23 protein-coding genes are annotated in these 26,462 nt (G+C 60.9%); 19 read left to right on the top strand and 4 right to left on the bottom strand.

Annotation, left to right across the window (positions count from 1 at the left end; translation table 11 throughout):
* Positions 1-134: 134 nt before the first annotated feature.
* The gene (locus CFAEC_RS07720; protein WP_435384217.1) at positions 135-2,798 is read left to right on the top strand and encodes a DEAD/DEAH box helicase; all 2,664 of its coding nucleotides are present in this window, start codon (positions 135-137) and stop codon (positions 2,796-2,798) included.
* Here the strand turns inward: CFAEC_RS07720 and ypfJ are convergent.
* On the bottom strand, positions 2,795-3,676 hold the full coding sequence (gene ypfJ / locus CFAEC_RS07715) for a KPN_02809 family neutral zinc metallopeptidase (protein ID WP_290275663.1): 882 nt from the start codon (positions 3,674-3,676) through the stop codon (positions 2,795-2,797). The genes CFAEC_RS07720 and ypfJ overlap by 4 nt on opposite strands.
* A gap of 286 nt (positions 3,677-3,962) precedes the next feature.
* Here ypfJ and aspS point away from each other — a divergent pair, with 286 nt between their 5' ends.
* From aspS to nusB, 15 genes are all read left to right on the top strand, one after another.
* Positions 3,963-5,780 (top strand): aspartate--tRNA ligase, encoded by a 1,818-nt coding sequence (gene aspS / locus CFAEC_RS07710; RefSeq protein ID WP_290275662.1) that lies wholly within the window; start codon positions 3,963-3,965, stop codon positions 5,778-5,780.
* Positions 5,781-6,084: 304 nt separating this feature from the next.
* The gene (locus tag CFAEC_RS07705; protein WP_290275660.1) at positions 6,085-7,263 is read left to right on the top strand and encodes a phosphotransferase family protein; all 1,179 of its coding nucleotides are present in this window, start codon (positions 6,085-6,087) and stop codon (positions 7,261-7,263) included.
* A 19-nt stretch (positions 7,264-7,282) separates the two neighbouring features.
* On the top strand, positions 7,283-8,638 hold the full coding sequence (locus CFAEC_RS07700) for a replication-associated recombination protein A (RefSeq protein WP_290275658.1): 1,356 nt from the start codon (positions 7,283-7,285) through the stop codon (positions 8,636-8,638).
* Positions 8,639-8,757: 119 nt separating this feature from the next.
* Positions 8,758-11,430, top strand: coding sequence for an alanine--tRNA ligase (alaS, locus tag CFAEC_RS07695; RefSeq protein WP_290275656.1), 2,673 nt, complete (start codon positions 8,758-8,760; stop codon positions 11,428-11,430).
* A gap of 210 nt (positions 11,431-11,640) precedes the next feature.
* Entirely contained in the window at positions 11,641-12,198 is a 558-nt protein-coding gene (ruvX, locus tag CFAEC_RS07690) for a Holliday junction resolvase RuvX (RefSeq protein ID WP_290275654.1), read from the top strand.
* Positions 12,195-13,385 carry an endolytic transglycosylase MltG gene (gene mltG / locus CFAEC_RS07685; RefSeq protein ID WP_290275652.1) on the top strand — a complete coding sequence of 397 codons (1,191 nt, stop codon included), beginning with the start codon at positions 12,195-12,197 and terminating at the stop codon, positions 13,383-13,385. Before ruvX ends, mltG begins: the two co-directional genes overlap by 4 nt.
* A 17-nt stretch (positions 13,386-13,402) precedes the next feature.
* On the top strand, positions 13,403-14,236 hold the full coding sequence (locus tag CFAEC_RS07680; protein WP_290275650.1) for a shikimate dehydrogenase: 834 nt from the start codon (positions 13,403-13,405) through the stop codon (positions 14,234-14,236).
* An 81-nt stretch (positions 14,237-14,317) separates the two neighbouring features.
* The gene (locus CFAEC_RS07675) at positions 14,318-14,734 is read left to right on the top strand and encodes a prepilin peptidase (RefSeq protein ID WP_290275647.1); all 417 of its coding nucleotides are present in this window, start codon (positions 14,318-14,320) and stop codon (positions 14,732-14,734) included.
* 79 nt (positions 14,735-14,813) lie between these two features.
* Positions 14,814-16,028 (top strand): chorismate synthase, encoded by a 1,215-nt coding sequence (gene aroC, locus CFAEC_RS07670; RefSeq protein ID WP_290275645.1) that lies wholly within the window; start codon positions 14,814-14,816, stop codon positions 16,026-16,028.
* Positions 16,021-16,539 (top strand): shikimate kinase, encoded by a 519-nt coding sequence (locus tag CFAEC_RS07665; RefSeq protein WP_290275643.1) that lies wholly within the window; start codon positions 16,021-16,023, stop codon positions 16,537-16,539. The genes aroC and CFAEC_RS07665 overlap by 8 nt, the downstream gene beginning before the upstream one ends.
* Positions 16,540-16,575: 36 nt before the next feature.
* Positions 16,576-17,670, top strand: a complete 1,095-nt coding sequence (gene aroB / locus CFAEC_RS07660; protein WP_290275641.1) for a 3-dehydroquinate synthase — start codon at positions 16,576-16,578, stop codon at positions 17,668-17,670.
* An 11-nt stretch (positions 17,671-17,681) separates the two neighbouring features.
* Positions 17,682-18,119, top strand: a complete 438-nt coding sequence (aroQ, locus tag CFAEC_RS07655) for a type II 3-dehydroquinate dehydratase (RefSeq protein ID WP_290275638.1) — start codon at positions 17,682-17,684, stop codon at positions 18,117-18,119.
* 117 nt (positions 18,120-18,236) lie between these two features.
* A complete protein-coding gene (locus tag CFAEC_RS07650; protein WP_290275636.1) occupies positions 18,237-19,328 on the top strand; it encodes an aminopeptidase P family protein in 1,092 nt (363 codons plus the stop codon).
* A 104-nt stretch (positions 19,329-19,432) separates the two neighbouring features.
* A complete protein-coding gene (efp, locus tag CFAEC_RS07645; protein ID WP_290275634.1) occupies positions 19,433-19,996 on the top strand; it encodes an elongation factor P in 564 nt (187 codons plus the stop codon).
* 97 nt (positions 19,997-20,093) lie between these two features.
* Positions 20,094-20,672 carry a transcription antitermination factor NusB gene (gene nusB / locus CFAEC_RS07640; RefSeq protein ID WP_290275633.1) on the top strand — a complete coding sequence of 193 codons (579 nt, stop codon included), beginning with the start codon at positions 20,094-20,096 and terminating at the stop codon, positions 20,670-20,672.
* 76 nt (positions 20,673-20,748) lie between these two features.
* On the opposite strand, the gene CFAEC_RS07635 is transcribed toward nusB, so the two are convergent.
* From CFAEC_RS07635 to CFAEC_RS07625, 3 genes are all read right to left on the bottom strand, one after another.
* Entirely contained in the window at positions 20,749-21,210 is a 462-nt protein-coding gene (locus CFAEC_RS07635; protein ID WP_290275630.1) for a YbjN domain-containing protein, read from the bottom strand.
* Positions 21,200-21,670, bottom strand: a complete 471-nt coding sequence (locus CFAEC_RS07630; RefSeq protein ID WP_290275628.1) for a YbjN domain-containing protein — start codon at positions 21,668-21,670, stop codon at positions 21,200-21,202. Before CFAEC_RS07630 ends, CFAEC_RS07635 begins: the two co-directional genes overlap by 11 nt.
* 65 nt (positions 21,671-21,735) lie before the next feature.
* Entirely contained in the window at positions 21,736-23,256 is a 1,521-nt protein-coding gene (locus tag CFAEC_RS07625; RefSeq protein WP_290275626.1) for a TIGR01777 family oxidoreductase, read from the bottom strand.
* Positions 23,257-23,478: 222 nt separating this feature from the next.
* Between CFAEC_RS07625 and pyrR the strand changes: the two genes are divergently transcribed.
* From pyrR to CFAEC_RS07610, 3 genes are all read left to right on the top strand, one after another.
* Positions 23,479-24,057, top strand: a complete 579-nt coding sequence (pyrR, locus tag CFAEC_RS07620; RefSeq protein WP_290275623.1) for a bifunctional pyr operon transcriptional regulator/uracil phosphoribosyltransferase PyrR — start codon at positions 23,479-23,481, stop codon at positions 24,055-24,057.
* Positions 24,057-24,995, top strand: a complete 939-nt coding sequence (locus CFAEC_RS07615) for an aspartate carbamoyltransferase catalytic subunit (RefSeq protein WP_290275621.1) — start codon at positions 24,057-24,059, stop codon at positions 24,993-24,995. Before pyrR ends, CFAEC_RS07615 begins: the two co-directional genes overlap by 1 nt.
* A 75-nt stretch (positions 24,996-25,070) precedes the next feature.
* Positions 25,071-26,408, top strand: coding sequence for a dihydroorotase (locus CFAEC_RS07610; protein ID WP_290275619.1), 1,338 nt, complete (start codon positions 25,071-25,073; stop codon positions 26,406-26,408).
* Positions 26,409-26,462: the final 54 nt, after the last annotated feature.

Genomic DNA, 26,462 nt, shown 5'->3' with positions numbered 1-26,462 from the left:
CTCAAGCCTATGTATCGACCTTATAAAGAGCGCTTGAGCACTGACAACGTATTTACCACTCCGATTGGGTAACGATTCAACCTCTGGGACGAGCAATGTTGCGTGAACGCCTTCCCAACATTCCCGATGGCACAATGTCTAACATGACCTCCACGGACCGGATGCGCAGCCACACCCAGCTCCACGCTGCTGAACGCCACCTCCATCGGGCGGAGCAGACCCGGGAACTCCTCCGCAGCCTGGAGCTCCCATCCGGGGTACACATCACCAGATCAACCAAGATCGGAAACGATCAGTCACGGTTCATTCCCCAATTGCCATCAGACCTGACCTGGACATCCAACTTCTACCTCAAGGCCTTCTTTGAGGGACTGGACGTGGAGAAGCAGCTGCGGGACTATATCGCCGCCACCACCAGGCTCCCCGTGCTGATGGAGCAGGTGCGCGCCGGGTCGGGAAACATCCTGCGCCGGCTACTCAATCCAGAAGCCACCCGCAGAGCCGAATCCGCACTCTTTGATCTCATGGTCCAGGTGGATAAGCTCGACGGCCACGTCCCGAATATTCAACAACTCCTGGATTCAGCCCTCGTGGCAACACAGATCCAACACAATGGAGTCCAGGTATTTCCTGGTGCGCACCCGGTGGGGCAAAGATTCATTGACGCCGCAAGGTCCGAGATCGCCCGCCAGATAGGAGACTTCGCGCCACGCTTCCGCCAGTGGGATGGCAGAGATCTCAAACAGATTCGACCCCTGGTCCGTTCCTACGCCGTGGACCCCAACTCGGAAATGCGACTCCGGGCTGATGCCGAGCGTGCCTTGGAAGAGATCAACCGGGAACGGGTGCAGGTTCTCCTGGAGCAACTTCCCGTGGATGCCCTGCGCACAGCCACCAACCACCGGCTCCGGTTCGGATCGCTGGATACCATCGGCATCACCACCGTCGCCGATGTGGCACGGGCCTCCCTTTCCCTTCTGGCCAGCGCCCAGGGTATCGGTGACCAGACCGCCAGGCGCATGAAAGCCGCCGCCCAGACTCTGGAACGGGAGGCACTGGGCCGAAATACAGTGTTCATCGGCGACACACCGACAAAACCAGCCGTGGCACTGATCCGGATACTATTCCGTTTCGATCAGGCCGATGCACTATCACCGGCGGAACGGGAACGCCGAACCCGCATCATCGACTACATCCAGGACATACCCGAGACCGCCGCCACAGACTGGATCGTCATCGGCACCGGGGAGGATCAGGGGAGGGCAGCATGGGACCGCTTCCTGGATGATCTCGCCTGGGTGGGCGCAAACCCCAACCTCTTCCATCCCCAAACCATCACCCAGCCACCGGCGGATATCTGGCAGGACTATCTCTCCAGGCCCGCCCATTACCAGGGGCTCCTGGCCACACTCCTGGGCAGGGAGATCGAAGGCGCAGATGAGCACCTCGACGCGACCACACTGCAGAGAATCCGTGATCTGGAACTGAACACCACCCATGTCCACGATCTCCATCTTCGCGGATACCAATCCTTCGGGGCCCGTTTCAGCGTGATCCAGAAGAAGATCCTCCTCGGCGATGACATGGGCCTGGGAAAAACAGTCCAGGCGATCTCCGTTGCCGCCCACCTGAGCGCCACAGGGGATGACTTCCGAACCCTGGTTGTGGTGCCGGCATCAGTGATCGTCAACTGGGTCCGCGAATGCCGTCGCTTCACCGACCTTCCCATCTTCATCGCGCACGGAGACAATAAACAGGATGCGGTGAAGGCCTGGTCCGAGTCCACAGGCATCCTCATCTGCACCTATGACGGGGCCCGCACCCTGGATATTCCCGCGCCGGGACTGTTCATCGCCGACGAGGCGCATCTGATCAAGAACCCCGGGAGCAAGCGGAGCAAGGCATGCGCGCGACTCATTGATGCCGCTGATTACGCCCTCCTCATGACCGGCACCCCCTTGGAGAACAGGGTTTCCGAGTTTGTCAGCCTCATTCGTTATATCCAGCCGGACCTGATCACCCGGGGGATGTCCACGATGTCCGCCGAGGATTTCCGTGCCCGCATCGCTCCGGCGTATCTCCGCCGTAACCAGGCCGATGTGCTCGACGAACTGCCCGAACGCACCGACTCCATCGATTGGATCGAGCTCTCACCAGATGACCGTGAGGCCTATGATGCCTGTGTCAAGACTGCAGACTGGATGGGCATGCGCCGCTCGGCGATGTTGTCACCTCACCCCCACAAGGTTTCCGCCAAGATGAACCGCATCATCGAGCTCCTCGACGAAGCTGAGGAGCATGGCCGCAAAACGTTGATCTTCACGTTCTTCCTCGATGTTCTCGACGAGCTCGAGCGGGTGCTGGGCGAGCGTGCCATCGGCCGGATCGCCGGCAGTGTGCCGGCCATGCAACGCCAGGCGCTTGTCGACGCCCTGACCAACGCCCCCGCAGGCTCCGCACTGATAGCCCAGATCACCGCCGGGGGAGTCGGGCTCAACATTCAGAGCGCCAGCCAGGTCATCATCTGTGAACCACAGGTCAAACCCACCGTCGAGCAACAGGCCGTCGCCCGCGTCCACCGCATGGGCCAGACAGCCACCGTCAATGTCCATCGACTCATCGGTGATGACACCGCTGATGAGCGCATGCTGGAGATCCTCGCCGGCAAGGCGAAGATCTTCGATGTCTACGCACGACTCTCTGAAACCGCCGAAATCCCCGATGCCGTGGACATAACAGAGGCCCAGCTGGCAGCCAACATCATCGATGCTGAACGAGCCAGACTGGGCCTGGATTAAGTGTCCTGGTACACGCCGCGATCAAGGAAGTCGCAGGAGCTCATCTGGCCGGAGTTGTAGCCGGCGAGGAAAGAGTCCTTGCGCTGCTGTGAGGAACCATGAGTCCAGCTCTCGGGGTTGACCTCACCACCGGAGCGACGCTGAATATTGTCATCACCGACGGCCCCGGCAGTGGTCAGGGCAGCGTCGAGTTCCTCCTCCGTAATCGGTTCGAGCAGGCGATCCGGACCCTTGTCGGCATAACTTGCCCAGATTCCGGCATAGCAGTCTGCCTGCAGTTCAATCATCACCGCATTGGATTCTGCACCGGGGTTGTTGTAATCAGATAACCCGAGCGTGCCCTCGAGGTTTTGCACGTGGTGGCCGTATTCATGTGCCACGATGTACATCTGGGCAAACGGTGCGTTCTCCCCGCCGAACTGACGCATCTGATCGAAGAAGGTCAGGTCGAAATAAGCGTACTGATCAGATGGGCAGTAGAACGGTCCCGTGGAGGCAGACGCCATGCCGCAACCGGACTGGGTGGTGTTGGTGAAGATCTCCAGGCCGGGTTCGTCGTATTGGAGGTTGGCCTGCTCCGGCAAAACTCTTTCCCACATCTCATTCACTGAGAATGAGGTGTAGTACAGGCGGCAGTCATCATGGGTGTTGGCGTCCTCTCCGGTCTGGCAATGATCGTAATTGCCACCGGATTCGATCTGCCCCTGGTCGGTTCCCTGGCCCAGCATGTCCTGGACTTGCCCGGGGTTTCCTCCCAGGAGTAGAAATAAGCCGACGAGCACCAAACCGCCGATGCCACCACCGACAGCCATGCCCCGGCCACCGCCACCCTTGCGGGCCTTTCCGCCCGAGCGGGAAATATCTCCACGAAAAGTCATGGATGAATCATCTCATATGCGCGTGCAGGCATAGTGGATTAAAAATAACGAAACGGTAGATATTTTTGGCACATGCCTAAATGGTCCCCTCGGCCTGGGAGGGTTGATGGTTCGTGGCACCCGCGCGGGCGGGTACAATGCCAGTGTTAATGTCCTTGAGGCTTTTATATGCGCTTTCTCCGGTGGGGAATCGAAAAGATCCGCCCCGCCAGAGGTGCAGGTACATGCCCAAGAACCATCGACTGACAATCGCATGACATCACCCGAATGGAAGGACTCCCTACACGTGCTGCGCACTCATCTCTCTGGCGAGCTTCGTAAAGAAAACGCCGGCCAGTCAGTAACCCTGACCGGCTGGGTTGCCCGTCGCCGTGACCACGGTGGCGTGATCTTCATTGATCTCCGCGACCGCTCCGGTATCGCCCAGGTCGTTTTCCGCAATGAGGACGTCGCCGAGCGTGCACACGCACTGCGCAGCGAGTTTGTCCTCCAGGTCACCGGTACCGTTGAGGCACGTCCTGAAGGTTCCGAGAACCCCAACCTGGCCTCCGGCGACATCGAGATCAGCGTCACCGAGTTCACGGTTCTCAATGAGTCGGCGCCGCTGCCGTTCCAGATTGAGGATGCCTCCTCGGCTGGCGAGGTCGGCGAGGAAACCCGCCTGAAGTACCGATACCTGGACCTGCGTCGCCCGGTGCAGGCAAACGCCCTGCGCCTGCGTTCCGCCGCCAACAAGGCTGCCCGCACGGTTCTGGACGGCCACGATTTCACCGAGATCGAGACCCCGACCCTGACCCGCTCCACCCCTGAGGGTGCACGTGACTTCCTGGTTCCGGCGCGTCTGAAGCCGGGCACCTTCTACGCTCTGCCACAGTCCCCTCAGCTGTTCAAGCAGCTGCTGCAGGTTGCCGGCATGGAGCGTTACTACCAGATCGCGCGTTGCTACCGCGATGAGGACTTCCGTGCTGACCGCCAGCCGGAGTTCACCCAGTTGGACGTGGAGATGTCCTTCGTTGACCAGGAAGATGTCATCACCCTGGCGGAGGAGATCCTGGCGGAGGTCTGGAAGCTCATCGGTTATGAGATCTCCAGCCCGATCCCACGCATCACCTATGCCGACTCCATGCGCCTCTACGGCTCCGACAAGCCTGACCTGCGATTCGATATCCAGATCACCGAATGCACCGAGTTCTTCAAGGACACCTCCTTCCGTGTGTTCAAGAATGAGTATGTCGGCGCAGTCGTGATGAAGGGCGGGGCATCACAGCCACGCCGTCAGCTCGATGCCTGGCAGGAATGGGCCAAGCAGCGTGGCGCCAAGGGGCTCGCCTACATCCTCGTCGGTGAAGACGGCGAGCTCGGCGGCCCGGTGGCCAAGAACATCACCGATGCAGAGCGCGCGGATATCGCGGCTCATGTTGGTGCCGAGCCCGGTGACTGCATCTTCTTCGCAGCCGGCGACACCAAGTCCTCCCGCGGACTTCTCGGTGCCGCCCGTGATGAGATCGCCAAGAAGCTTGATCTGATCAAGGATGGCGACTGGTCCTTCGTCTGGGTTGTTGATGCCCCGATGTTTGAATCCGCAGCAGATGCCACCGCCTCCGGTGACGTTGCCCTGGGCAACTCCAAGTGGACCGCCGTCCACCATGCCTTCACCTCCCCGAAGCCTGAGTTCCTTGACTCCTTCGACGAGAACCCGGGCGAGGCCCTGGCCTACGCCTATGACATCGTCTGCAACGGCAATGAGATCGGTGGTGGATCCATCCGTATCCACCAGCGTGACATCCAGGAGCGTGTGTTCAAGGTCATGGGCATCAGTGAGGAGGAAGCGCGCGATAAGTTCGGCTTCCTGCTCGATGCCTTTGCTTTCGGTGCGCCTCCACACGGCGGCATCGCCTTCGGCTGGGATCGTATCGTTTCCCTGCTGGGTGGCTTTGATTCCATCCGCGACGTCATCGCCTTCCCCAAGTCGGGTGGCGGAGTTGATCCGCTGACTGACGCACCTGCGGCGATCACCCCGCAGCAGCGTAAGGAATCAGGCATCGACGCGAAGCCGAAGGCTCCGCAGGCCGCTGCTTCCGAGGCTGCAGAGGCATCAAAGTAACAGTGTGAGAGCACGCCATGAATAGGGTCCGATTTATGAATTGGGCCCTATTTTGGTGCGGTCGCCCGCTACCGGGGGTAAAATTATCCAGATCACCCCGGAGGTTCATGGGCGCTCGGTAACATTGTAAAAGGCCTGGTGGTGTCCAGGTGGGGTGGCTTTCTGTGCACCCACGGAATCGGTGGGATCCACCTCGGGCATCATGCCGGGGAACAATAGTCGGCCGTGATCCACATGGTGGGTCATGAGTGCAGGTGCTCAGACGCACCAGCGGTTCGACGGGAACTATGAGGAGTTGAAGCGAATGCTGAGTCACGAGGACATCGTTGAGATCGCGGAGGACCTGCTTGCCAAGCGCTACGGTGGGACCCAGAAGCTCAGCGAGGTGGAACGGCTCGGTGGTTCCGGAACCGCGATGGTGTTGCGTGCCCGGGTGGCCAACTCCCCGTTTCTCCAGCAGCGGTCGGTGGTGCTGAAGTACATTCCGGCCACCGGGGACCTCTTCGATGATTCCGCGCTGCTGCGGGAGATCGTCTCCTACCAGTTCACCACCTCCTTGACTGAAGAGGTTCGACCCGGTCCGGTCATCCTCGCCTATGACATCGACAAGCGCATCATGGTGCTGTCTGATTCCGGCAACGGTGACACCTTCGCTGACCTCCTCCACCAGCGCACCGGTGATCAGCGCATGCAGATCCTCCGCAATCTGGGACAGTCACTCGGCAGCCTGCATGCCGCCACCGCCGACCGCGAGGCAGACTTTGACATCCTGATGTCCCGGATGCTTGCCCGGTATCCGGCCACCACTGATATGCAGAAGCAGCGCGACAGCCTGCTGCCCACCGCGGTCGAGGTCGGTCTGCAGATCCTGGAGGACACCGGGATTCCCATCCCGCAGGTGGTCCATGATTTCGCCCGTGACGCCCAGCGTCGACTGATCTCCGGGCATCACCGTGCCTTCACCCCGTTTGATCTCTCTCCCGATAACATCATCGTGGCCGAGCGCACCCACTTCCTTGATTATGAAGTCGCTGGCTTCCGCGATGCCACCTTTGATGTGGCCTGCGTCATCGCCGGTTTCCCGCAGTTCGTATTCAGCCATCCACTGAGTGATGATGAAGCCGATGAGCTCATTGATGCCTGGGTGCAGGAAGTCCGTGGTATCTGGCCGAATGTGAACAATGAGGACCGCCTCCACGCCCGTATCGTCACCGCCCTCATCGGGTGGGCGCTCTCCAGTGTCGCTCTGATGCAGTTGGGGTCGATCGCCGGTGTGGCCACCTACTTGAATGCCGGAGCGGTCGGGTTGGAGGAATTCTCGATCCCCCGCACCCATGAGGAGGATGAACTGGTCCGCCAGGACATCAACGAGACCTTCACCGCTCTCCAGCGATTCGCGGCCCGCGGTGCGGACAACCGTTTCCCCGAGGTTGCCCGCTTCGCCGGTGATGTTGTGCAGTCACTGATTGGTGCGGAGCGGTAACCGACTACTCTTGAGCTTCATGGCCCAGGATTCCCTCTTTGACACTCCAGGAAACCCAGGAGCACGCGCCTCCCAGGCGGCGAACCAGTACTTCCACCCGGGTGCGCACGCCCCACTGGCGGCGCGCATGCGACCACGGACCCTCGATGAGGTGGTGGGGCAGCAGCACCTACTCGGCCCCGGCAGACCTCTACGCCGGTTGATCGAGGGGTCGGGTGAGGCTTCTGTGATCCTCTATGGCCCGCCCGGGACAGGAAAAACCACCATCGCGTCGCTCATTTCAGCTGCGACAGGTGACAGATTTGTGGCGTTATCCGCTCTGTCCTCTGGTGTGAAAGAGGTCCGCGAGGTGATCACCCGTGCGCGCACCGATCTGCTCCACGGCGAACGCACCGTGCTGTTCATCGACGAGGTTCACCGGTTCTCTAAAACCCAACAGGATGCACTGCTCGCCGCGGTGGAGAACCGCACCGTGCTGCTCGTCGCCGCGACCACGGAGAACCCGTCTTTCTCGGTGGTCGCACCCCTGCTCTCCCGTTCTCTCCTGCTGCAGTTGGAACCGCTCACCGAAGCTGATATCCGTAGCGTGCTGGATAGAGCGCTTATCGACGACCGCGGCCTCGCCGGTCGTATCACGGCGAGCGCGGAGGCACTCGATCAGTTGGTTCTGCTCGCCGGCGGCGATGCCCGCCGCGGCCTGACCTATATCGAGGCGGCAGCGGAGGCCGTGGATGACGGGGGAGAGCTCACCCTCGATATTGTCCGGGCCAACGTCAACCGGGCGGTGGTCCGTTATGACCGCGATGGTGACCAGCATTATGACATCGTCAGTGCCTTCATCAAATCCATCCGTGGCTCCGATGTGGATGCCGCGCTGCATTATCTGGCCCGCATGATGGAGGCCGGTGAGGATCCCCGATTCATCGCCCGCAGATTGGTGGTGCATGCCAGCGAGGACATCGGCATGGCTGATCCCATGGCCATGCAGGTGGCGGTGGCGGCAGCCCAGGCGGTCCAACTCATCGGAATGCCCGAGGCTCGCATCAATCTCGCCCAGGCCACCATCCATCTGGCTACGGCTCCGAAGTCCAATGCGGTGATCAACGCGATGGATGCGGCGCTGTCAGATGTGAAACAGGGCCACATCGGAACCGTCCCGGCACACTTGAGGGACGGTCATTATGAGGGTGCCAAAAAGCTGGGTAACGCTGTGGGTTATGCCTATCCCCATGATGATCCCCGGGGAGTGGTCCGTCAGGATTACCTGCCCGAGAATATCCGTGACCGTGTCTACTATCAGCCCACCGACCACGGCGGGGAGAAAAGAATATCCGAGTATCTGGGACGACTGCGCCGGATCATCCGCGGAATCTGATGGCCCTGGGTTGCCGAGGTGCCACAGGGGGCGGGTAATGTTGGCATAATCTACATCCGGGCCCAACATTTGTTGGTCTGGATAAAACCAATCGAAAAGTTCTAAGGCAGGATACCGCTGTGCAGACCCATGAGATCAGGGAACGCTTCACCAATCACTTCGTTAACGCCGGTCATACGGCGGTTCCCAGCGCGTCGCTGATTCTGGATGACCCGAACCTGCTCTTCGTCAATGCAGGCATGGTTCCGTTCAAGCCCTACTTCCTCGGCCAGCAGAACCCTCCCTTCGAGAACGGCACCGCCACCTCCATCCAGAAGTGCGTGCGCACCCTGGATATTGAAGAAGTGGGTATCACCACCCGCCACAACACCTTCTTCCAGATGGCTGGTAACTTCTCCTTCGGTCAGTACTTCAAAGAGGGTGCCATCTCCCATGCCTGGGCTCTTCTGACCAACCCGGTTGAAGAGGGCGGTTACGGTCTGGACCCGGAGCGTCTGTGGGTGACCGTGTACCTCGACGATGACGAGGCCGCTGAGATCTGGGAAAAGAAGATCGGCGTGCCTGCTGAGCGCATCCAGCGTCTGGGTATGGAGGACAACTACTGGTCAATGGGTGTTCCAGGCCCTTGCGGTCCCTGCTCGGAGATCTATTATGACCGTGGCCCCAAGTACGGCAATGAGGGTGGCCCCGCCGCCGATGACAGCCGCTACCTGGAGATCTGGAACCTGGTGTTCATGGGCAAGGAACGTGGTGCCAGCCTGGGCAACGGTGATTTCGAGATCATCGGTGACCTGCCGAAGAAGAACATTGATACCGGCATGGGTGTTGAGCGTGTCGCCTGTCTGCTCCAGGGTGTGGAGAACGTCTACGAAACCGACCTGCTGCGTCCTGTGATTGATGTGGCTGAAACCCTCACCGGTTCCGCTTACGGTAAGGACAACACCGACGATGTCCGTTTCCGTGTGATCGCCGATCACTCGCGCACCGGCATGATGCTCATCCTTGATGGTGTCACCCCGGGCAATGAGGGCCGTGGATACATTCTGCGTCGTCTGCTCCGCCGTATCATCCGTTCCGCCCGTCTGCTTGGAGCCACCGGTGAGACCATGGAGCAGTTCATGACGACCATCATGGACACCATGACCCCGTCATACCCGGAGATCGCCGACAACCGCGAGCGCATCCTCCGGGTGGCCATCACCGAGGAGCGCGCCTTCCTGAAGACCCTGGTCTCCGGAACCCACCTGTTCGAGCAGGCCGCCACCTCCATCAAATCATCCGGCAGCACCACCGTGGCCGGTGATCAGGCTTTTGCCCTGCACGACACCTACGGTTTTCCCATCGACCTCACCCTGGAGATGGCAGCCGAGGCCGGCCTCGAGGTTGATGTCCAGGGCTTTGAAACCCTCATGGCAGAGCAGCGCTCCCGCGCCAAGGCCGACAGCCAGGCCAAGAAGCACGGACACGCTGACCTGTCCATCTACCGTGAGTGGGTGGACAACAACCCGACCGTCTTCACCGGTTTCGAGGAGTTGGAGTCCCAGTCCCGCATCCTGGGTCTGCTCTCTCAGGGTGGCAAGATCAATGAGGCATCCGAGGGCCAGGAGGTCGAGGTCATCCTCGATCAGTCACCTCTCTACGCCGAGTCCGGTGGTCAGCTGGGCGACCGTGGCCAGATCCTCATGGGGGACACGGTTCTGGACATCCAGGATGTGCAGAAGATCGGCAAGAAGCTGTGGGTCCACAAGGCTGTGGTGGCCAATGGTGGGCTGGCTGTGGGCGATGAGGTTGTGGCAGCCGTCGATAAGCACTGGCGTCATGCCGCGCGCCAGGCGCACACGGCAACCCACCTGATCCATGCGGCGCTGCGTCAGGTTCTGGGCCCGACCGCCGTTCAGGCGGGCTCCATGAACAAACCCGGTTACCTGCGCTTTGACTTCAACTACACCGATCAGCTGACGAATGAGCAGGTCAACCAGATCCAGGCGATCACCAATGAGGCCGTGGACACCGACTGGGCCGTCAACACCATTGAAACCTCCCTGGATGAGGCCCGCTCGATGGGTGCGATGGCGCTCTTCGGTGAAAACTACGGCGACCTGGTCCGCGTGGTCGAGATCGGCGGACCGTTCTCCATGGAGCTGTGTGGTGGCACCCATGTCGCCCACTCATCCCAGATCGGTCCGGTGGCTCTCCTTGGTGAATCATCCATCGGTTCCGGTGTGCGCCGCATCGAGGCCTACTCCGGACTGAACTCCTTCAACTACCTGTCGAAGGAGCGCGCACTGGCTGAAGGTCTCGCCAGCTCCCTGAAAACCCCGTCCGAGGAGCTGCCGGAGCGCATCGCCGCGCTCGTGGACAAGCTGAAGGCCGCGGAGAAGGAGATCGAGGTGCTGCGTCGCCGGGAGCTGACCTCCAGCTCCGATGAGTACATCACCAACGCCGAGGAGGTCAACGGTGTCCGCGTGGTTCTGGCACGTGTCCGCGACGGCGTGGATGCTGGAGATCTTCGTACCCTGGCCACCACCCTGCGGGACAAGCTCGGTTCCGGCGAGGGCCTGGTGATCGTGGCCTCCCGTTCCGCGGATGGCGCAAAGGTGCCTTTTGTTGCAGGTGCCACCAAGCAGGCAGTCGCCCGGGGTATTCATTCCGGCAATCTGATCAAGCTCATCGGTTCCTACATCGATGGTCGCGGTGGCGGAAAGCCGGACATGGCACAGGGCTCCGGCGCTGATGCAGACGGCCTGGATGCCGCCTTCAACGCGGTCCGCGCTGAGCTCGAAAATCTTTAACACCCACTGATGTCCTGTCAACCGGGATCTTCTGCAGAGAGGATCCCGGTTTCTGGTTTGCCGGATGCTTAAAAATTAGGCGGTAGGGGAGACACGCAGCCCCCAATGCGTCGCCTGAAAGTATTTGCCACTAGATTTGATGTGCAGTGAGACACAATAAGACGACACAATAAGACTCAGTGACACACCGGAGAAAGGTCCCCCACCCCCGTGAAGAAGGTCACCCCAGATGTACCCGGGCATGATGATCCGGGGCCGGGACGCCGCATCGGACTGGATGTCGGTACCGTCAGAATCGGTGTCGCATCATCCGACCGCGATGCCCGTTTAGCCATGCCTGTGGAAACCGTTCCCCGACTCACCGGCCTGAAGGGGCCAGACCTGGGTGATGTGGACCGGATTCTGGACATCATCACCGAATACGATGCGGTGGAGGTGATCGTTGGACTGCCACTGGATCTCCAGGGTCACGGTTCAGCCAGCGTGAATCAGGCCAAGGAGATCGCCTTCCGAATCCGCCGCCGGCTCAAGGGCACCGGGCAGTCCATCCCTGTCCGACTGGGGGATGAACGCCTCACCACCGTCGTGGCCACTCAGGCGCTGAGGGCTTCGGGCGTGAGCGAACGCGATGGACGTAAAGTTATTGATCAGGCAGCGGCTGTGGAGATCCTGCAGACCTGGCTCGACGGACGTTCCTCGGCTCTGGCTGATGAGCCGGACGTTACTGAAGCACCACACACCGATGAGAAGGGAAACCTCCCACGATGAGCAAGACTACGAGCGGTTCTATGCGGGACCGACGGATGGAACCCGTGTATGTGAAGCGTCGGCAGCGGTTCCTCGCGGTTGTCATCGCCGCCCTGATCCTGATCATCGGTGCGGTCATCTACATCGGGGTGGCAACCTCCAACAGAGAGGCCACCATGACTGATTATGAGGGCACCGGTAACGGCGTGGTGCAGTTGGTGGAGATTCCGGAAGGGTCCTCCATGTCCGAGTTGGGGCCTGAGCTGGAGGAGCGCGGGATCGTGGCCACCAACGGAGCATTCCAGAACGCCGCGGGGGCCAACCCTGATGCGGGGAGCATCCAGCCGGGTTTCTACCGACTCCAGGAAGAGATGAGTGCCGCGTCTGCTGTCTCTGCGCTTCTCAACCCTGATAACCAGGTGGAGCTGGTGGACATCTACGGTGGTGCCACACTCATGGACGTGACCGTGGTCGGTGGTAACACCCGCCCGGGAATCTACTCACAGATCGCCCAGGTCACCTGCACTGAGGGCTCGACCAACTGCATCACCATCGAGGCACTGCAGTCTGTGGCCTCCACCATGGACCCGGCACAGCTGGGCGTGCCGGAGTGGGCCATCCCTGCCGTGGAATCACGGGGCAATGATCCCAAGCGCCTTGAAGGTCTGATCATGCCAGGCCAGTATGTGGTCAACCCCTCCGCTGATGCCCAGGGTATTCTCACCGATCTGATAACCCGCTCCGCAGGCAAGTTGGAGGATTCAGGAATCGTCGCCCGTGCCGAAGCCATTGACTTGACCCCGTATGAGCTGCTCACAGCGGCCTCCCTCATCGAGCGTGAGGCTCCGGCGGGTGACTTCGACAAGGTTGCCCGCGTGATCCTCAACCGCCTGGAGGAGCCGATGCGACTGCAGTTCGACTCCACCGTCAACTACGGTCTCTCCGAGGTCGAGGTGGCCACCACTGACGCGGACCGCGAGGCGATCACCCCGTGGAACACCTACGCCATGGATGGTCTGCCGGAAACCCCGATCGCCGCTGTTTCCATGGAGGCACTCCAGGCCATGGAGAACCCGGCTGAAGGTAACTGGCTGTACTTCGTCACCATTGACACCGACGGCACCACCGTTTTCAATGACACTTTTGAACAGCACCAGGACGACACCTTGCGTGCGTTCGACAGTGGCGTGCTGGACAGTAACCGTTAAGGGGAACTGAAGTAACAGTGAGCGAACAGATCACCCATCGTGCAGCGGTCCTGGGCAAGCCCATCGAACATTCCCGTTCCCCGATCCTCCACGGCGCAGGTTATGCGGCGCTTGGACTGAACCACTGGGAGTTCAGCCGAATCGAGTGCGATGCCGAGTCACTTCCCGGTCTCGTCGGCGGCGCGGATGAGTCCTACCGGGGTTTCTCCGTCACCATGCCCGCCAAGTTTGCAGCCCTCGAGTTCGCCGATGAGGCCACTGAGCGTGCCCGTCGGATCGGCTCAGCGAACACTCTGGTGCGTATACCCGGTGGCTGGCGGGCCGATAACACCGATGTGGACGGTATCAAGGGAGCACTGTCGGAATTACTGGGGGAGGACGGGGTTCTCGTCGACAAGCGCGCCGTTATAGTCGGCGGTGGCGGCACCGCCCGGCCGGCTCTCTGGGCGCTGCTTGTGGCGGGCGTCGCACATGTCACCGTGATCAACCGCAGCGACCGGAGCGCGGAACTGGGTGAACTCTTCGAATCTTTCAACGCCACCCTCTCCTATGTTCCACTCGATGGGGATGTGGAGGCGGAAACATCAGCTGCGGCCGTGGTTGTTTCAGCAGTCCCCTCTGAGGTCATCGCGGGATTGGAGGAAGCGTTGGCGCACGCGCCGATCCTGGACGTGATCTATGACCCCTGGCCCACACCGCTGGTGACCGAAGCGCGCAGGCGTGGTCTGCCGGCCGTGGGTGGACACGTCATGCTGGCCTGCCAGTCCTATGGGCAGTTTGAGCAGTACACGGGTGAGGCTGCTCCGCGAGAGGCGATGCGCACGGCGCTTGAGGCATCACTGGATCTCTAACCGCCACCTAAAAGGGTATCCGTGGGAACCGGGGACCATGTTCTGACAGTCAAACAGAACATGGTCCCTTTAGTTTTTTCTATGAGCTTCGTGGTGTGGGTCGCATCCTTGGTGGCGTGGGATGTGCGTGCCCGCCGGCTGCCTGATTACCTGACGTTGCCGGGTGCCGCCCTGATCGGTGGGTGGGCACTGGCGGTGGATCCCTGGTTGCTGGTGGGTGGGATCGGCTGGTTCCTGCTGTACCTGTTCACCGCGGGGCTGATGGGAGGGATCGGTGGGGGAGACATCAAGTTTGCGTTGGGGCTCGGGACGGTGGCGGCGCTCGGGGGTGCCGCGGGGTGGCTGTCGGCGGTGGTGGGGGCATCGCTGATCACCCTGGTGCTTGCCGGGCTGGTGATGTGGCGCGGAACCGGGAATCCCACGGTGCTGCGGGTGCCCCACGGGCCGGGCATGGGGCTGGCAACCTGTGCGGTGGTGGGGTGGGTGATGGTGACCTGAATCGTTGTATTCATCTCATCTCGTGGGATAAGGCGGGTTGTTTGAGGCTTATTTGTCTCTTCATGCGATAATGCTAGGCATGCTTCGATGGACTACAGCAGGTGAATCCCACGGCCAGGCACTGATTGCGACGATTGAGCACATGCCCGCCGGTGTACCAGTGACCAAGGACGAGGTCTCCTATCAACTCGCCCGCCGCCGCCTCGGCTACGGCCGCGGTGCCCGGATGAAGTTTGAACAGGATGAGCTGACCTTCCTCACCGGCATCCGCCACGGACTATCCCTGGGCAGCCCGATCGCCATCATGATCGGCAATTCCGAGTGGCCGAAGTGGACCACGATCATGTCCTCCGATGCCCTGGACATGGATGATCCGGAGAACGTGGCCGCCATGTCCTCCGGGCGTGGTGCCAAACTCACCCGCCCACGTCCGGGTCATGCCGATTTCGCCGGCATGCTCAAGTACGGCTTTGATGATGCCCGTGATGTGCTCGAGCGGTCCTCAGCCCGGGAAACCGCAGCCCGCGTCGCCGCAGCCACGGTGGCACGCTCCTTCCTGCGCGAGACGCTCGGCGTGGAGGTGCTCTCCCATGTTGTCTCTATCGGACGTTCCGAGCCTTATGAGGGTCCGGAGCCGACCTTCGCTGACATCAAGGACATTGATGAGTCCCCGGTCAGGGCTTTCGGCAAGGATGCGGAAGCATCCATGATCGCGGAGATCGAGTCCGCCAAGAAGGCCGGCGACACCCTCGGCGGCATCGTTGAGGTCATTGTTGAGGGCCTGCCCATCGGACTGGGCTCACACATCTCCGGTGAGGACCGCCTTGACGCCCAGCTCGCCGGTGCGCTCATGGGTATCCAGGCCATCAAGGGTGTGGAGGTCGGCGACGGTTTTGAAGAGGCGCGCCGTCGTGGTTCTGAAGCTCATGATGAAATGGTGCGCGATGAGGACGGGGTTACCCGGACCACCAACCGTGCAGGCGGCCTGGAAGGTGGCATGACCAACGGTCAGCCCCTGCGGGTCCGTGCCGCCATGAAGCCGATCTCCACCGTGCCACGCGCACTCAAGACCGTGGACATGGACACCGGTGCTGCCGCAACAGGCATCCACCAGCGTTCCGACGTCTGTGCCGTTCCGGCAGCAGGTGTGGTTGCTGAGGCGATGGTGGCTCTGGTGCTCGCACGCGCGGTGCTGGCTAAGTTCGGTGGTGACTCCCTGGAGGAGACCAGGTGCAACATCGAGTGCTACCTGGAGCGGATCAACAAGCGATTGGAATTTAACGACGGTGAATAGTGAGGCACGCCCCATTGTTGTTCTGGTCGGCCCTCCCGGTGCCGGCAAGTCCACCATCGGACGTCGTCTGGCACGGGCCCTCGACGCAGAGCTCGTGGACAGCGATGAGCTCATTGAACAGGCCACGGGTCAGGCCTGTGGTGAAGTATTCACCGAACTCGGCGAACCAGCCTTCCGTGTGCTGGAAGCTGAGCATGTCGCACGGGCACTGCTGCATGACGGCGTGGTCAGCCTCGGTGGCGGGGCGGTTCTCACCGAATCCACCCGCGAACTGCTCAAGGACCACGATGTGGTCTGGATCGATGTCTCCGTGGCTGAGGGGGTCCGCAGAACCGCGGGGGAACGAACCCGCCCGGTGCTGGCCGCCGATGATCCGGCTGAGCACTACCGCAACCTGTTGGAAACCCGCCGCCCGTTCTACCAGGAGGTGTCCACCTTCCGCGTGCGCACCAATTCACGGAGTCCGCAGCAGGTGGTTGCTGAAGTCCTGCACCACATCGAAAACGATTAGTACCGCACCTTTATTCACGTGAAAGGCACCTGTTAAGTGACCACCACCATCTTTGACACCGTCAGTGTCAACGGCGCATCGCCTTATGATGTTGTCATCGGCTCCGGCCTGACTCCACTCATTGTTGAGCGTGCGAAGAACTCCGGGGCCGCTCAGGTGGCCCTGCTCCACCAGCCGACCCTCGCCGGGGTGGCCGCTGAGATCGACGCGGCCCTGCAGGCCGCCGGGTTACCGGTGCTCCACCTTGAGGTGCCAGACGCCGAGGCAGGCAAGACCCTTGCGGTTGCCGGTGAGTGCTGGGACAAGCTTGGCGACGCCGCATTCGGTCGTCGCGATATCATCATCGGCATCGGAGGTGGCGCCGCCACTGACCTGGCGGGATTCATCGCCGCGGCATGGATGCGTGGCGTCCGGGTGATCCAGGTTCCGACCACGGTGCTGGGTATGGTCGATGCCGCAGTGGGTGGAAAGACCGGTATCAACACGGCGGCAGGGAAGAACCTGGTCGGTGCCTTCCATGAACCGGATGCCGTGTTCATTGATCTGGACCGGGTGCTCACCCTCCCGGATGATGAGATCATCGCGGGCTCCGCGGAGATCATCAAAACAGGTTTCATCGCGGATGAGGAGATCCTCAAACTGTATGAAACCGATCCCGTGGCGTGCCTTCAAAAAGAGGTGGAGGGTTCCCATCTCCCGGAATTGATCGCACGGTCCGTCCGGGTGAAGGGTGCTGTGGTCAGTGCTGACCTGAAGGAATCGAACCTGCGGGAGATCCTGAACTACGGGCACACCTTCGCCCACGCGGTGGAACTCCGTGAGGATTTCACCTGGCGCCACGGCAATGCCGTTGCGGTGGGCATCATGTTCATCGCCAACCTCTCCCACAATCTGGGGCTCATTGATGCAGCACTCCTGGAACGTCACCGTGCCATCCTGACCGCAATCGGGTTGCCGACCAGCTATGAGGCCGGCGCGTTCGATGAGCTGTATGAAGGGATGACCCGCGACAAGAAGAACCGTGACGGCAATATCCGCTTCGTGGCCCTCAACGCCGTCGGTGATGTCACCCGTCTGGAGGGGCCGGATCGGGCAGAACTCATCCGTGCCTACGACAACATCTCACATTAAGGGCAGACACCATGCACGTACTAGTGATGAATGGGCCCAACCTCAACCGGCTCGGTAAACGCCAGCCTGAGGTTTATGGATCCACCACGCTGACGGATGTGGAAGCTCTGGTTCAAAGTCGGGCGGATGCCCTCGGAGTCGGTGTCAGCTTCCTCCAGTCCAACCACGAAGGCGAGCTCATCGACGCCGTTCACCGGGCCGCCGACGAAGGCTGGGCGGTGATCATCAACCCGGGCGGTTTCACCCACACCTCGGTGGCGCTCCGTGATGCCTTGGCGGAGATAGCCGACGGGCAGGGCTTTGTGGAAGTCCACATCTCCAATGTCCATGCCCGCGAACCGTTCCGCAGCCACAGCTATCTCTCTCCCATCGCGGTGGGTGTTATCGCTGGTCTGGGTGTCAAGGGTTATGAACTCGCCCTGGACTACCTGGCGGAACGGAATCGCTAGATCACCCTCATACGGGTGTTTTCCCGCATCGGTGAAGTTCGCCGACTACATTGGCTATAACCTTTAAGTGAAATGTAGAGACATGTTCCCGATGACGGGGGAGAAGGAGCGGCACACATGGCCCTGGCTGATACACGTTTTGCCACCCGTAGGCGAGCACTGGCGGCTAAGTTGGCTGCCCAGCGCATCGATTCCATTCTGGTGACCAGTCCCATCCACGTGCGCTACCTCAGTGGCTTCACGGGTTCCAACGGTGCGCTGCTGTTGAACAAGGATCTTTCGGCACGCATCTGCACTGACGGTCGGTACACCACCCAGCTCGCCGAGGAGGTGCCCGATATCGAGGCGATCATCGAGCGTGCATCGGCGACGGCACTGCTGTCCAGGATCGAAGGCTCCCGCCGGGTCGCCTTCGAAGCCGGGCGGACCACCGTCGCTGAACTGGATGCCCTCCGGGAAGTGACGCCGGAGGATGTCACCCTGATCCCGGTCACCGGCAACATCGAAGCTATCCGTCTGCATAAGGATCCCTTCGAGCTCGACCGTCTTCGCGAGGTTGCGGCTCTGGCATCCCAGGCCTTTGAGGATCTGCTCACCGCGGGTGAGTTGGCGGAGGGTCGTAGTGAACGCCAGGTGGCAGCTGATCTCGAATACCGCATGCGGTTGCTCGGTGCGGAGCGCCCCAGCTTTGACACGATCCTCGCGTCAGGGCCCAATTCCGCGAAGCCACACCATGGCGCGGGGGATCGCATCATCCAGCGTGGTGACCTCGTGACCATTGACTTCGGTGCCCACGCGCGCGGGTTCAACTCCGATATGACCCGCACCCTGGTCATGGGTGATGCCGGCGAGTTTGAGACTGAGATCTACGACGTTGTGTTGCGTGCCCAACTCGCTGGCGTGGAAGCCGCCTACGCGGGAGCCCAGCTGGTGGACATCGACCGCGCCTGCCGCGCGATCATCGAGGACGCTGGATACGGCGACTACTTCGTTCATTCCACGGGCCATGGAATCGGCCTGGAGGTGCACGAGGCGCCATCCGCATCCAAGACAGCCACCGGTGTGCTTGAAGAGGGCTCCACGCTCACCATTGAACCCGGGATCTATGTGCCGGGAAGAGGTGGTGTACGCATCGAGGACACGTTGATCATCACCGCCGGAGCACCTGAAATCATCACCAAGGTGAGTAAGGACCTCCGGGTGGTGTAATCTGGGTGAGCTAATCAGTCCTCACCCATCATCACAGTGCTCTCGCATGCCCAATGAAGGGGGTGGGGCACCCAATTACGCCATATACAAGGGAGATCACAACCGTGGCATCTACCGCTGATTTCAAGAACGGCCTCGTCCTCAAGGTCGACGGCAAGCTGCAGCAGATCGTAGAATTCCAGCACGTCAAGCCAGGCAAGGGCCCGGCTTTCGTGCGCACCAAGCTCAAGGATGTTGTCTCCGGCAAGACCGTGGACAAGACCTGGAATGCCGGTGTCAAGGTTGAAACCGCAACCGTCGATCGCCGTGACATGACCTACCTGTACAACGATGGCAACTCCTTCGTGGTCATGGATGATGAGAACTTCGAGCAGTTCGAGCTCTCCCAGGATGCCTTCGGCGATGCCGGACGCTTCCTGCTGGAGAACATGCGTGTCCAGGTGTCCTTCCACGAGGGCGAGGCTCTCTTCGGTGAGCTGCCACTGTCTGTGGACCTCCGCGTTGAGCACACCGACCCGGGCCTGCAGGGCGATCGTTCCACCGGTGGCACCAAGCCCGCCACCCTTGAGACCGGTGCCGAGATTCAGGTTCCGCTGTTCATCGAGACCGGCAACGTGTTGAAGGTGGATACCCGCGACGGTTCCTACCTTTCCCGCGTCAACAACTAAGATTTCTCCGAGAAATTACCAGTAACACCACCACACAGGCAGCCACCGGCATCGGATTGGTCGCCGTACATCTGAACAGGAACTAAGAGAACTCAACGTGAGTGAGAGTCGACAAGGCTACAAACGCCATGGATCCCGCTACAAGGCACGCCGCCGTGCCGTGGATATCCTCTTCGAAGCGGAATCCCGCGATGTGGATCCGGTAGCGATCATCGAAGACCGCCATACGCTGTCCAAGGCGATCGAACCGGTCGTGGCCCCGGTTGCTGAATACACCGAGGCCATCATCAATGGTGTCGCCATCGAACTCGACACCATTGATGCTCTCCTCTCTGAGCACATTGCTGATACCTGGGTTCTTGACCGACTCCCCTCAGTCGACCGTGCAGTGCTGCGCGTCGCCTGCTGGGAGATGATCTACAACCCTGATGTTCCTGTCACCACTGCGGTGGTGGAGGCTGTGGAGATCGCTTCGCAGTACTCAACGGACAACGCCAGCGCGTATATCAACGCCACTCTGGACGGCATGGCCAATCGGATTGATGAGCTGCGTGAGCGTGCCAGCAATCCCAACGGCAAGGCCGCTGTCGAATCGCAGAACCCAGGTGATCCTTCAGACGATGAGGACACCCCGGTCGCCCCATGGGATGACTCCCTGGAAGACGACCGCGCTTAAAGTCTCGACATACTGAGAAAGGGCACCTCCTGCATGGAGGTGCCCTTTTTTCAGTGTTGCCAGATGTGGAAAAGCCTTATCCGATGGTGAATTCCTCGGCGGCCTTCTCCACAGAATCCTGGATGGCCAGGATATGGTCGATGGCGTTCTTCAGCATGGCAGAGAGCTGAATGTCATTGAGCCCGGCGGCGGTGGGGATGTCCTTCTCTGAACGGACCACTGCCTTTTCGGTGCGATCCATCACCACTGCCTTGGCAGCGAAGTTGAAGCAGTTGACCTGATTGCAGGCCAGGTGCCAGCGGGGATCGCCGTCCGCGATGGCGGTCTCGGTCTGTTTATCTGCGCGCACGATGAGCACGGAATCCAGGAGAGCGAACATCACCTCATAGCCGTTGAGGTTTGCGCTCGCCACTGAGGCGTTCTCACCCTGGTCAGCAGGGGCGGCCAATTCGATGCCGAATTCCCTCATGATGGCGACTACCCGGTCAAGGGTGACAGCGATGGGCTTGGGGGAGATCTCGGGGATATTAGTGCTCAACGTGGTCGTCCTTCCAGGTGACAAGATCGGGGAACTGCTGCTCGAGCCACTCAAAGGCGGCGGTGGTGGCCTCGAGTGAGCTCATGATGAACGCGCCCACCTGATTGTGGCTCAGTCCCGCGCTGGTGGTGATCTGACGGAGTGCGTTGATCGCCAGGGTGTTCTCCTGAAGCTCGAAGAACCTCAGGGTGGGGGTGAACTGGGTGAGGTTCCATTCATTGACCGCCGCCAGCACGAGGGAAGCGTTCTCGGTGCTGGGGGCACCGCGCCACATGGCTTCCATGGTGAGCCCGCCGTCGATCTCGACGAAGCTGATGGCCGCGTTGATGAAACCTGTGCGGATGACGTCGGTGCCGTCGAGTTGTTCTACGCGGTAGTCGAGATTCTCATCGCTGAGAATCCCAGCCACGGCGTCAAGGCTGAAAGCCTTGATGTCATGGGGTGAGTTGGCTGCAGTCACTGGTGAATCTGTGTCCTAACTGGAATGGATTTTTCTACAGCCATCCACCATACCGACGCAGAGGACTAGCCGTTGCGTCTGCGTCGGAAGTTGAGGATCGACGTGCGGATGGTTTCCTCTACCTCTGCGGGATCGGGGGTGTCCTTGGATTCAGCCTTGGCCGCGCGTTTCGCCTCTTTCATGGAGACTCGCATCTGTTTCTTCTCAGCGGCTTCCATGGCTGCCTGCTGACGGGTCATCGCGGCGTCGGCAAGCTCTTCGCCACCCAGCTCGTGGGCTATGGCCGCGTCGATGGTGGCATACCGGAACACGTGGCCCAGCTCGGTCAGCGCGGCGGGGAGCACGCGTTGGTTCGCCAACGCCAGTTCCTCAGCTCCCTGAGTTCCCAGAATGATCTTGGGGCCCAGTGTGGGAATCTGAATGAATGCGGGGCGGTGCAGCTGGGAGGCTAAAACCTTGGTCATCTCCTCGTTGGTCACCGGGTTGGGGGCTGTGGCGTTGACGGGGCCGGAGACCCCGCCGTCGATGATCGCCCGGTAATAGATGTCGGTGAGGTCGTCCAGGGCGATCCAGCTGAACCAGTTGGAACCATCGCCGAACTGACCGCCCAGACCGGTGGAGAAGAGCGTCCTGAGCACGGGGAGCATGCCACCACGCCCGCTCAGCGCGACTCCCGTGCGGATCATCGCCACACGCTTCCCCCCGTTTGTGGCCGGTGAGGTGGCCTCTTCCCACTCCCTGACCACATCGGCGAGGAAACCATCGCCGGTGGGGGAATCCTCGGAAAGTTCCTCATCGCCGCGATCGTGTCCATAGAAGCCGATGGCGGAGGCAGAAATCAGTGCGGTGCAGGTGGGGGATGAGGCGACAAGCTGTGCCAGCGCCCGGGTCGGTTCCACCCTGGAGTTTCGGATCGCATCCTTGTGGCCATCATTGAAACGGCCGAAGATGGGTTCGCCGGCCAGATGCACGAGCACATCCACGCCGTCGAGGAGATCAGCCGCGGGGTCGGAAGGGTTCCAGCGGCGTTGGCCGGGCTTCGGTGCACCCCGGACCAGCTGGATCACCGTGTGTCCGCCTGTCTGCAGCTGGGCGGTGAGGGCCCGGCCCACGAGACCGCGTGAGCCGGTCATGGCGATGGTGAGAGGGGAGTCGTGGGCGATCTGCTTGAACCGGTGCAATGCCTGCATGTCCTCGAGCAGCTGGTGCTGGCGGTAGGCGAACATGCCCGTCAAGGTGGCACCGGGCAGGCGGGTGGTCACCGAGTCAGTGATCAGCGTGCCCTTGTCCTGCTCGACGAAGTTATGGACATGACGCCAGTTGGACAGGGCCTTCATCGGGGCGGAGGTACACACGTCTGTGAACCGGCTTCCGTTGAAATAACCGGAGAGATCGTGGCGGGCCACCCATTTCAGCCCCGCGGGGAGGCTGAAGATTGTGGTGCCATCGGAAAGGCGTTCTGCCTGGGAGATGGGGGTCATCGGGACGAAAGGAGGTGTGAGTCGGGCAACCGCACCCTTCCGCGTATGCCAATCCCAGACCTCTTCGATGGGAAAAGGAATAAAATGGCTGGTGGTCAGACTCACAGGGGCTTCTCCAAGTCGGCAGAATGTTTCCCGGGTGGGGTAACCGGGTGTCTAGTTGATGTTCACATGTAACACTTAGGGCGTTGATGAGGTAACATTCTCAGCGTCAAAGTGGCACTCTCTTAGAGCATAGTCAGCTCCGAGAAAATTGGGTGCCATGATGGACTGCAATTTAAGACATCCTTTAACGGACCGCACAGAGAGGCGGAGAAGGAGGTCACGATGAGCGAACGAAACACCACTGTGGTCGAACTCCTTGATGGAGACGACGTCAGCCGTACCGTTGCACGCATCGCGCACCAGATTATTGAAAAGACCGCGCTTGATTCAGAAGGCGCGGACAGGGTCATGCTCTTGGGAATCCCTTCGGGTGGAGTTCCCCTGGCTGAACGCCTGGCCGAGAAGATTGAAGAATTTTCCGGGATCCGTGTGGATACCGGGGCCGTTGACATCACCCTCTACCGGGATGATCTCCGGAACAAACCACACCGTGCGCTCAAGCCCACGTCCATCCCAGCAGGTGGCATTGATAAGACCACCGTCATTCTGGTTGATGATGTGCTGTTTTCAGGACGCACCATCCGAGCTGCCCTCGATGCACTGAGAGATCTGGGCCGCCCCAACTACATCCAGCTGGCAGTCCTCGTTGACCGTGGTCACCGACAGCTGCCGATCCGCGCTGACTATGTGGGTAAGAACATCCCCACGGCACGCGCAGAGGATGTCACGGTTCTGCTCAGTGAGATTGATGGCAGGGATGCGGTCACCCTCACCAGGGAAGAACCCGAAGGAGACCAGTGATGAAGCACCTCCTCTCAATTGCGGATATGTCCCGCGATGAGATCACCGGCCTTCTCGATGAGGCCGATCGTTTCAAGGAGGTGTTGGAGGGACGTGAGGTGAAGAAGCTGCCCACACTGCGTGGGCGGACCATCTTCACCCTCTTTTACGAGAACTCCACACGTACCCGTTCATCATTCGAGACCGCAGGTAAGTGGATGAGCGCGGATGTCATCAACATCTCCGCGTCCTCTTCGAGCGTGAAGAAGGGTGAGTCCCTCAAGGACACGGGACTGACACTGTCGGCCATCGGTGCGGATGCCATCATCATGCGTCATCCCTCCTCCGGTGCGGCTCAGCAACTGGCACACTATGTGGCACCGGGTGGGGTCGGCCCCAGCGTGATCAACGCCGGAGATGGTTCCCACCAGCATCCGACACAGGCACTTCTGGATGCCCTCACCATCCGTCAGCGTCTCGGTGGCATTGAGGGCCGCAAGGTCGTCATCGTCGGCGATGTCCTACATTCCCGGGTGGTGCGCTCCAATGTGGATCTGCTGTCCAAGCTGGGCGCTGAGGTAGTGCTCGTGGCACCACCGACGCTGCTTCCCCATGGTGTGGAGAACTGGCCGGTGCGCACCTCCTATGACATGGATGCGGAGATCTACGACGCGGATGTCGTCATGATGCTGCGTGTCCAGCAGGAACGCATGAAGGGTGGATTCTTCCCCTCTCATCGCGAATACGCCACCCTCTACGGGATGAGCAAGGCCAGGGAAGCAAGCCTCAAGGATTCTGCGATCATCATGCACCCAGGCCCGATGCTGCGGGGCATGGAGATCAACTTCGGTGTGGCTGATGCCCCACGTACTGCTGTTTTGCAGCAGGTGAATAATGGTGTGCACCTCCGCATGGCGGTGCTGTTCGCACTCGTCGCAGGTTCCGACGCCACCATTTAACGTTCGTCAGTATGGCTGGCGCTGCCGGCCTGAGTTACGGCTGGCACTGCTGGCCGATGTAAGGAAACCTCTTCAATGACCGCTCATGACTACCCCGAGACCGGAGCGCTTGCGCCAGTGGAATCGGGCACCCTGCTCATCACCAATGTCCGTGTCTACGGTGAAGGCGAACCGACCAGTGTGTTGGTCCGCGATGGTGTGATCGAGGCATTGGATGCCTCCGGGGACTATGACCGAACCATCGACGGCAACGGGGGCGTCCTGCTGCCGGGCTTTGTTGATATGCACGTCCACCTGCGGGAACCCGGCCGCGAAGATACCGAGACCATCGCCACCGGTTCGGCTGCCGCAGCCAAGGGCGGCTTCACAGCCGTGTTCACCATGGCGAACACCACTCCGGTGATGGACCAGCCGCTGATCGCCGAGGGCGTTTGGTTCAAGGGTCAGAACGTCGGGCTTTGCGACGTCCACCCGGTCGGCTCCATCACGAAGGGCCTGGAGGGCAGGGAGCTCACCGAGTTCGGCATGATGGCCCGTTCCGAGGCCCGGGTCCGCATGTTCTCCGATGATGGCAAATGCGTCAATGATCCCCAGGTGATGCGACGGGCCCTCGAATACGCCAAGGGCATGGATGTCCTGATCGCTCAGCACTGCGAGGACCACCGGATGACAGAGGGTGCCAGTGCCCATGAGGGTGAGAACGCCGCCCGCCTGGGATTGCGTGGCTGGCCACGGGTGGCTGAGGAGTCCATCGTGGTCCGGGATGCCATCCTGGCCCGCGACTACGGCAACCGTGTCCACATCTGCCATGCCTCCACCGAGGGCACCATCGAGCTGCTCCGTTGGGCCAAGGGGCAGGGCATTCCCATCACCGCAGAGGTCACCCCGCATCACCTCATTCTCACCGATGAGCGTCTGGAAACCTATGACGGCGTCAACCGCGTCAACCCGCCACTGCGCGAGGAGCGCGACACGATCGCCCTACGTGAGGCGCTGCTTGATGGCACCCTCGACGTGGTGGCCACCGATCACGCCCCACATGGCTCCGAAGATAAGTGCTGTGAGTTTGAGAACGCCAAGCCGGGCATGCTCGGTCTGGAGACGTCTCTGTCCATCATCGCCGACACCTTTGTGGCCTCCGGACTCGCTGACTGGCGCTTTGTGGCGAAGGTGATGAGTGAGCGCCCCGCGGAGATCACCCGCCTTCCCGGTCATGGTCGTCCGATCGCAGTCGGGGAGCCAGCCAACCTCACCATCGTGGATCCTGGCCAGAGCTGGACCGCACATGGGGAGGATTTTGCCTCCAAGGCCTCGAACACCCCATTTGAAGGGATGGAATTCGGGGCAAAGGTCTCCCACACCATTCTCCGTGGCAGGGTCACCTGTGACAACGGGATGCCCGTCATTGCATAGAATGCACTAGAATGAATAAACTACACTCTGAGAATCCTCTCCCCGCCCCGACAA

Origin of the sequence: Corynebacterium faecale (assembly GCF_030408735.1) — a bacterium.
Taxonomy (GTDB): domain Bacteria; phylum Actinomycetota; class Actinomycetes; order Mycobacteriales; family Mycobacteriaceae; genus Corynebacterium; species Corynebacterium faecale.
Note: the sequence above shows the minus strand (reverse complement) of the source record. Positions and strands in the feature narration are given on the sequence as shown.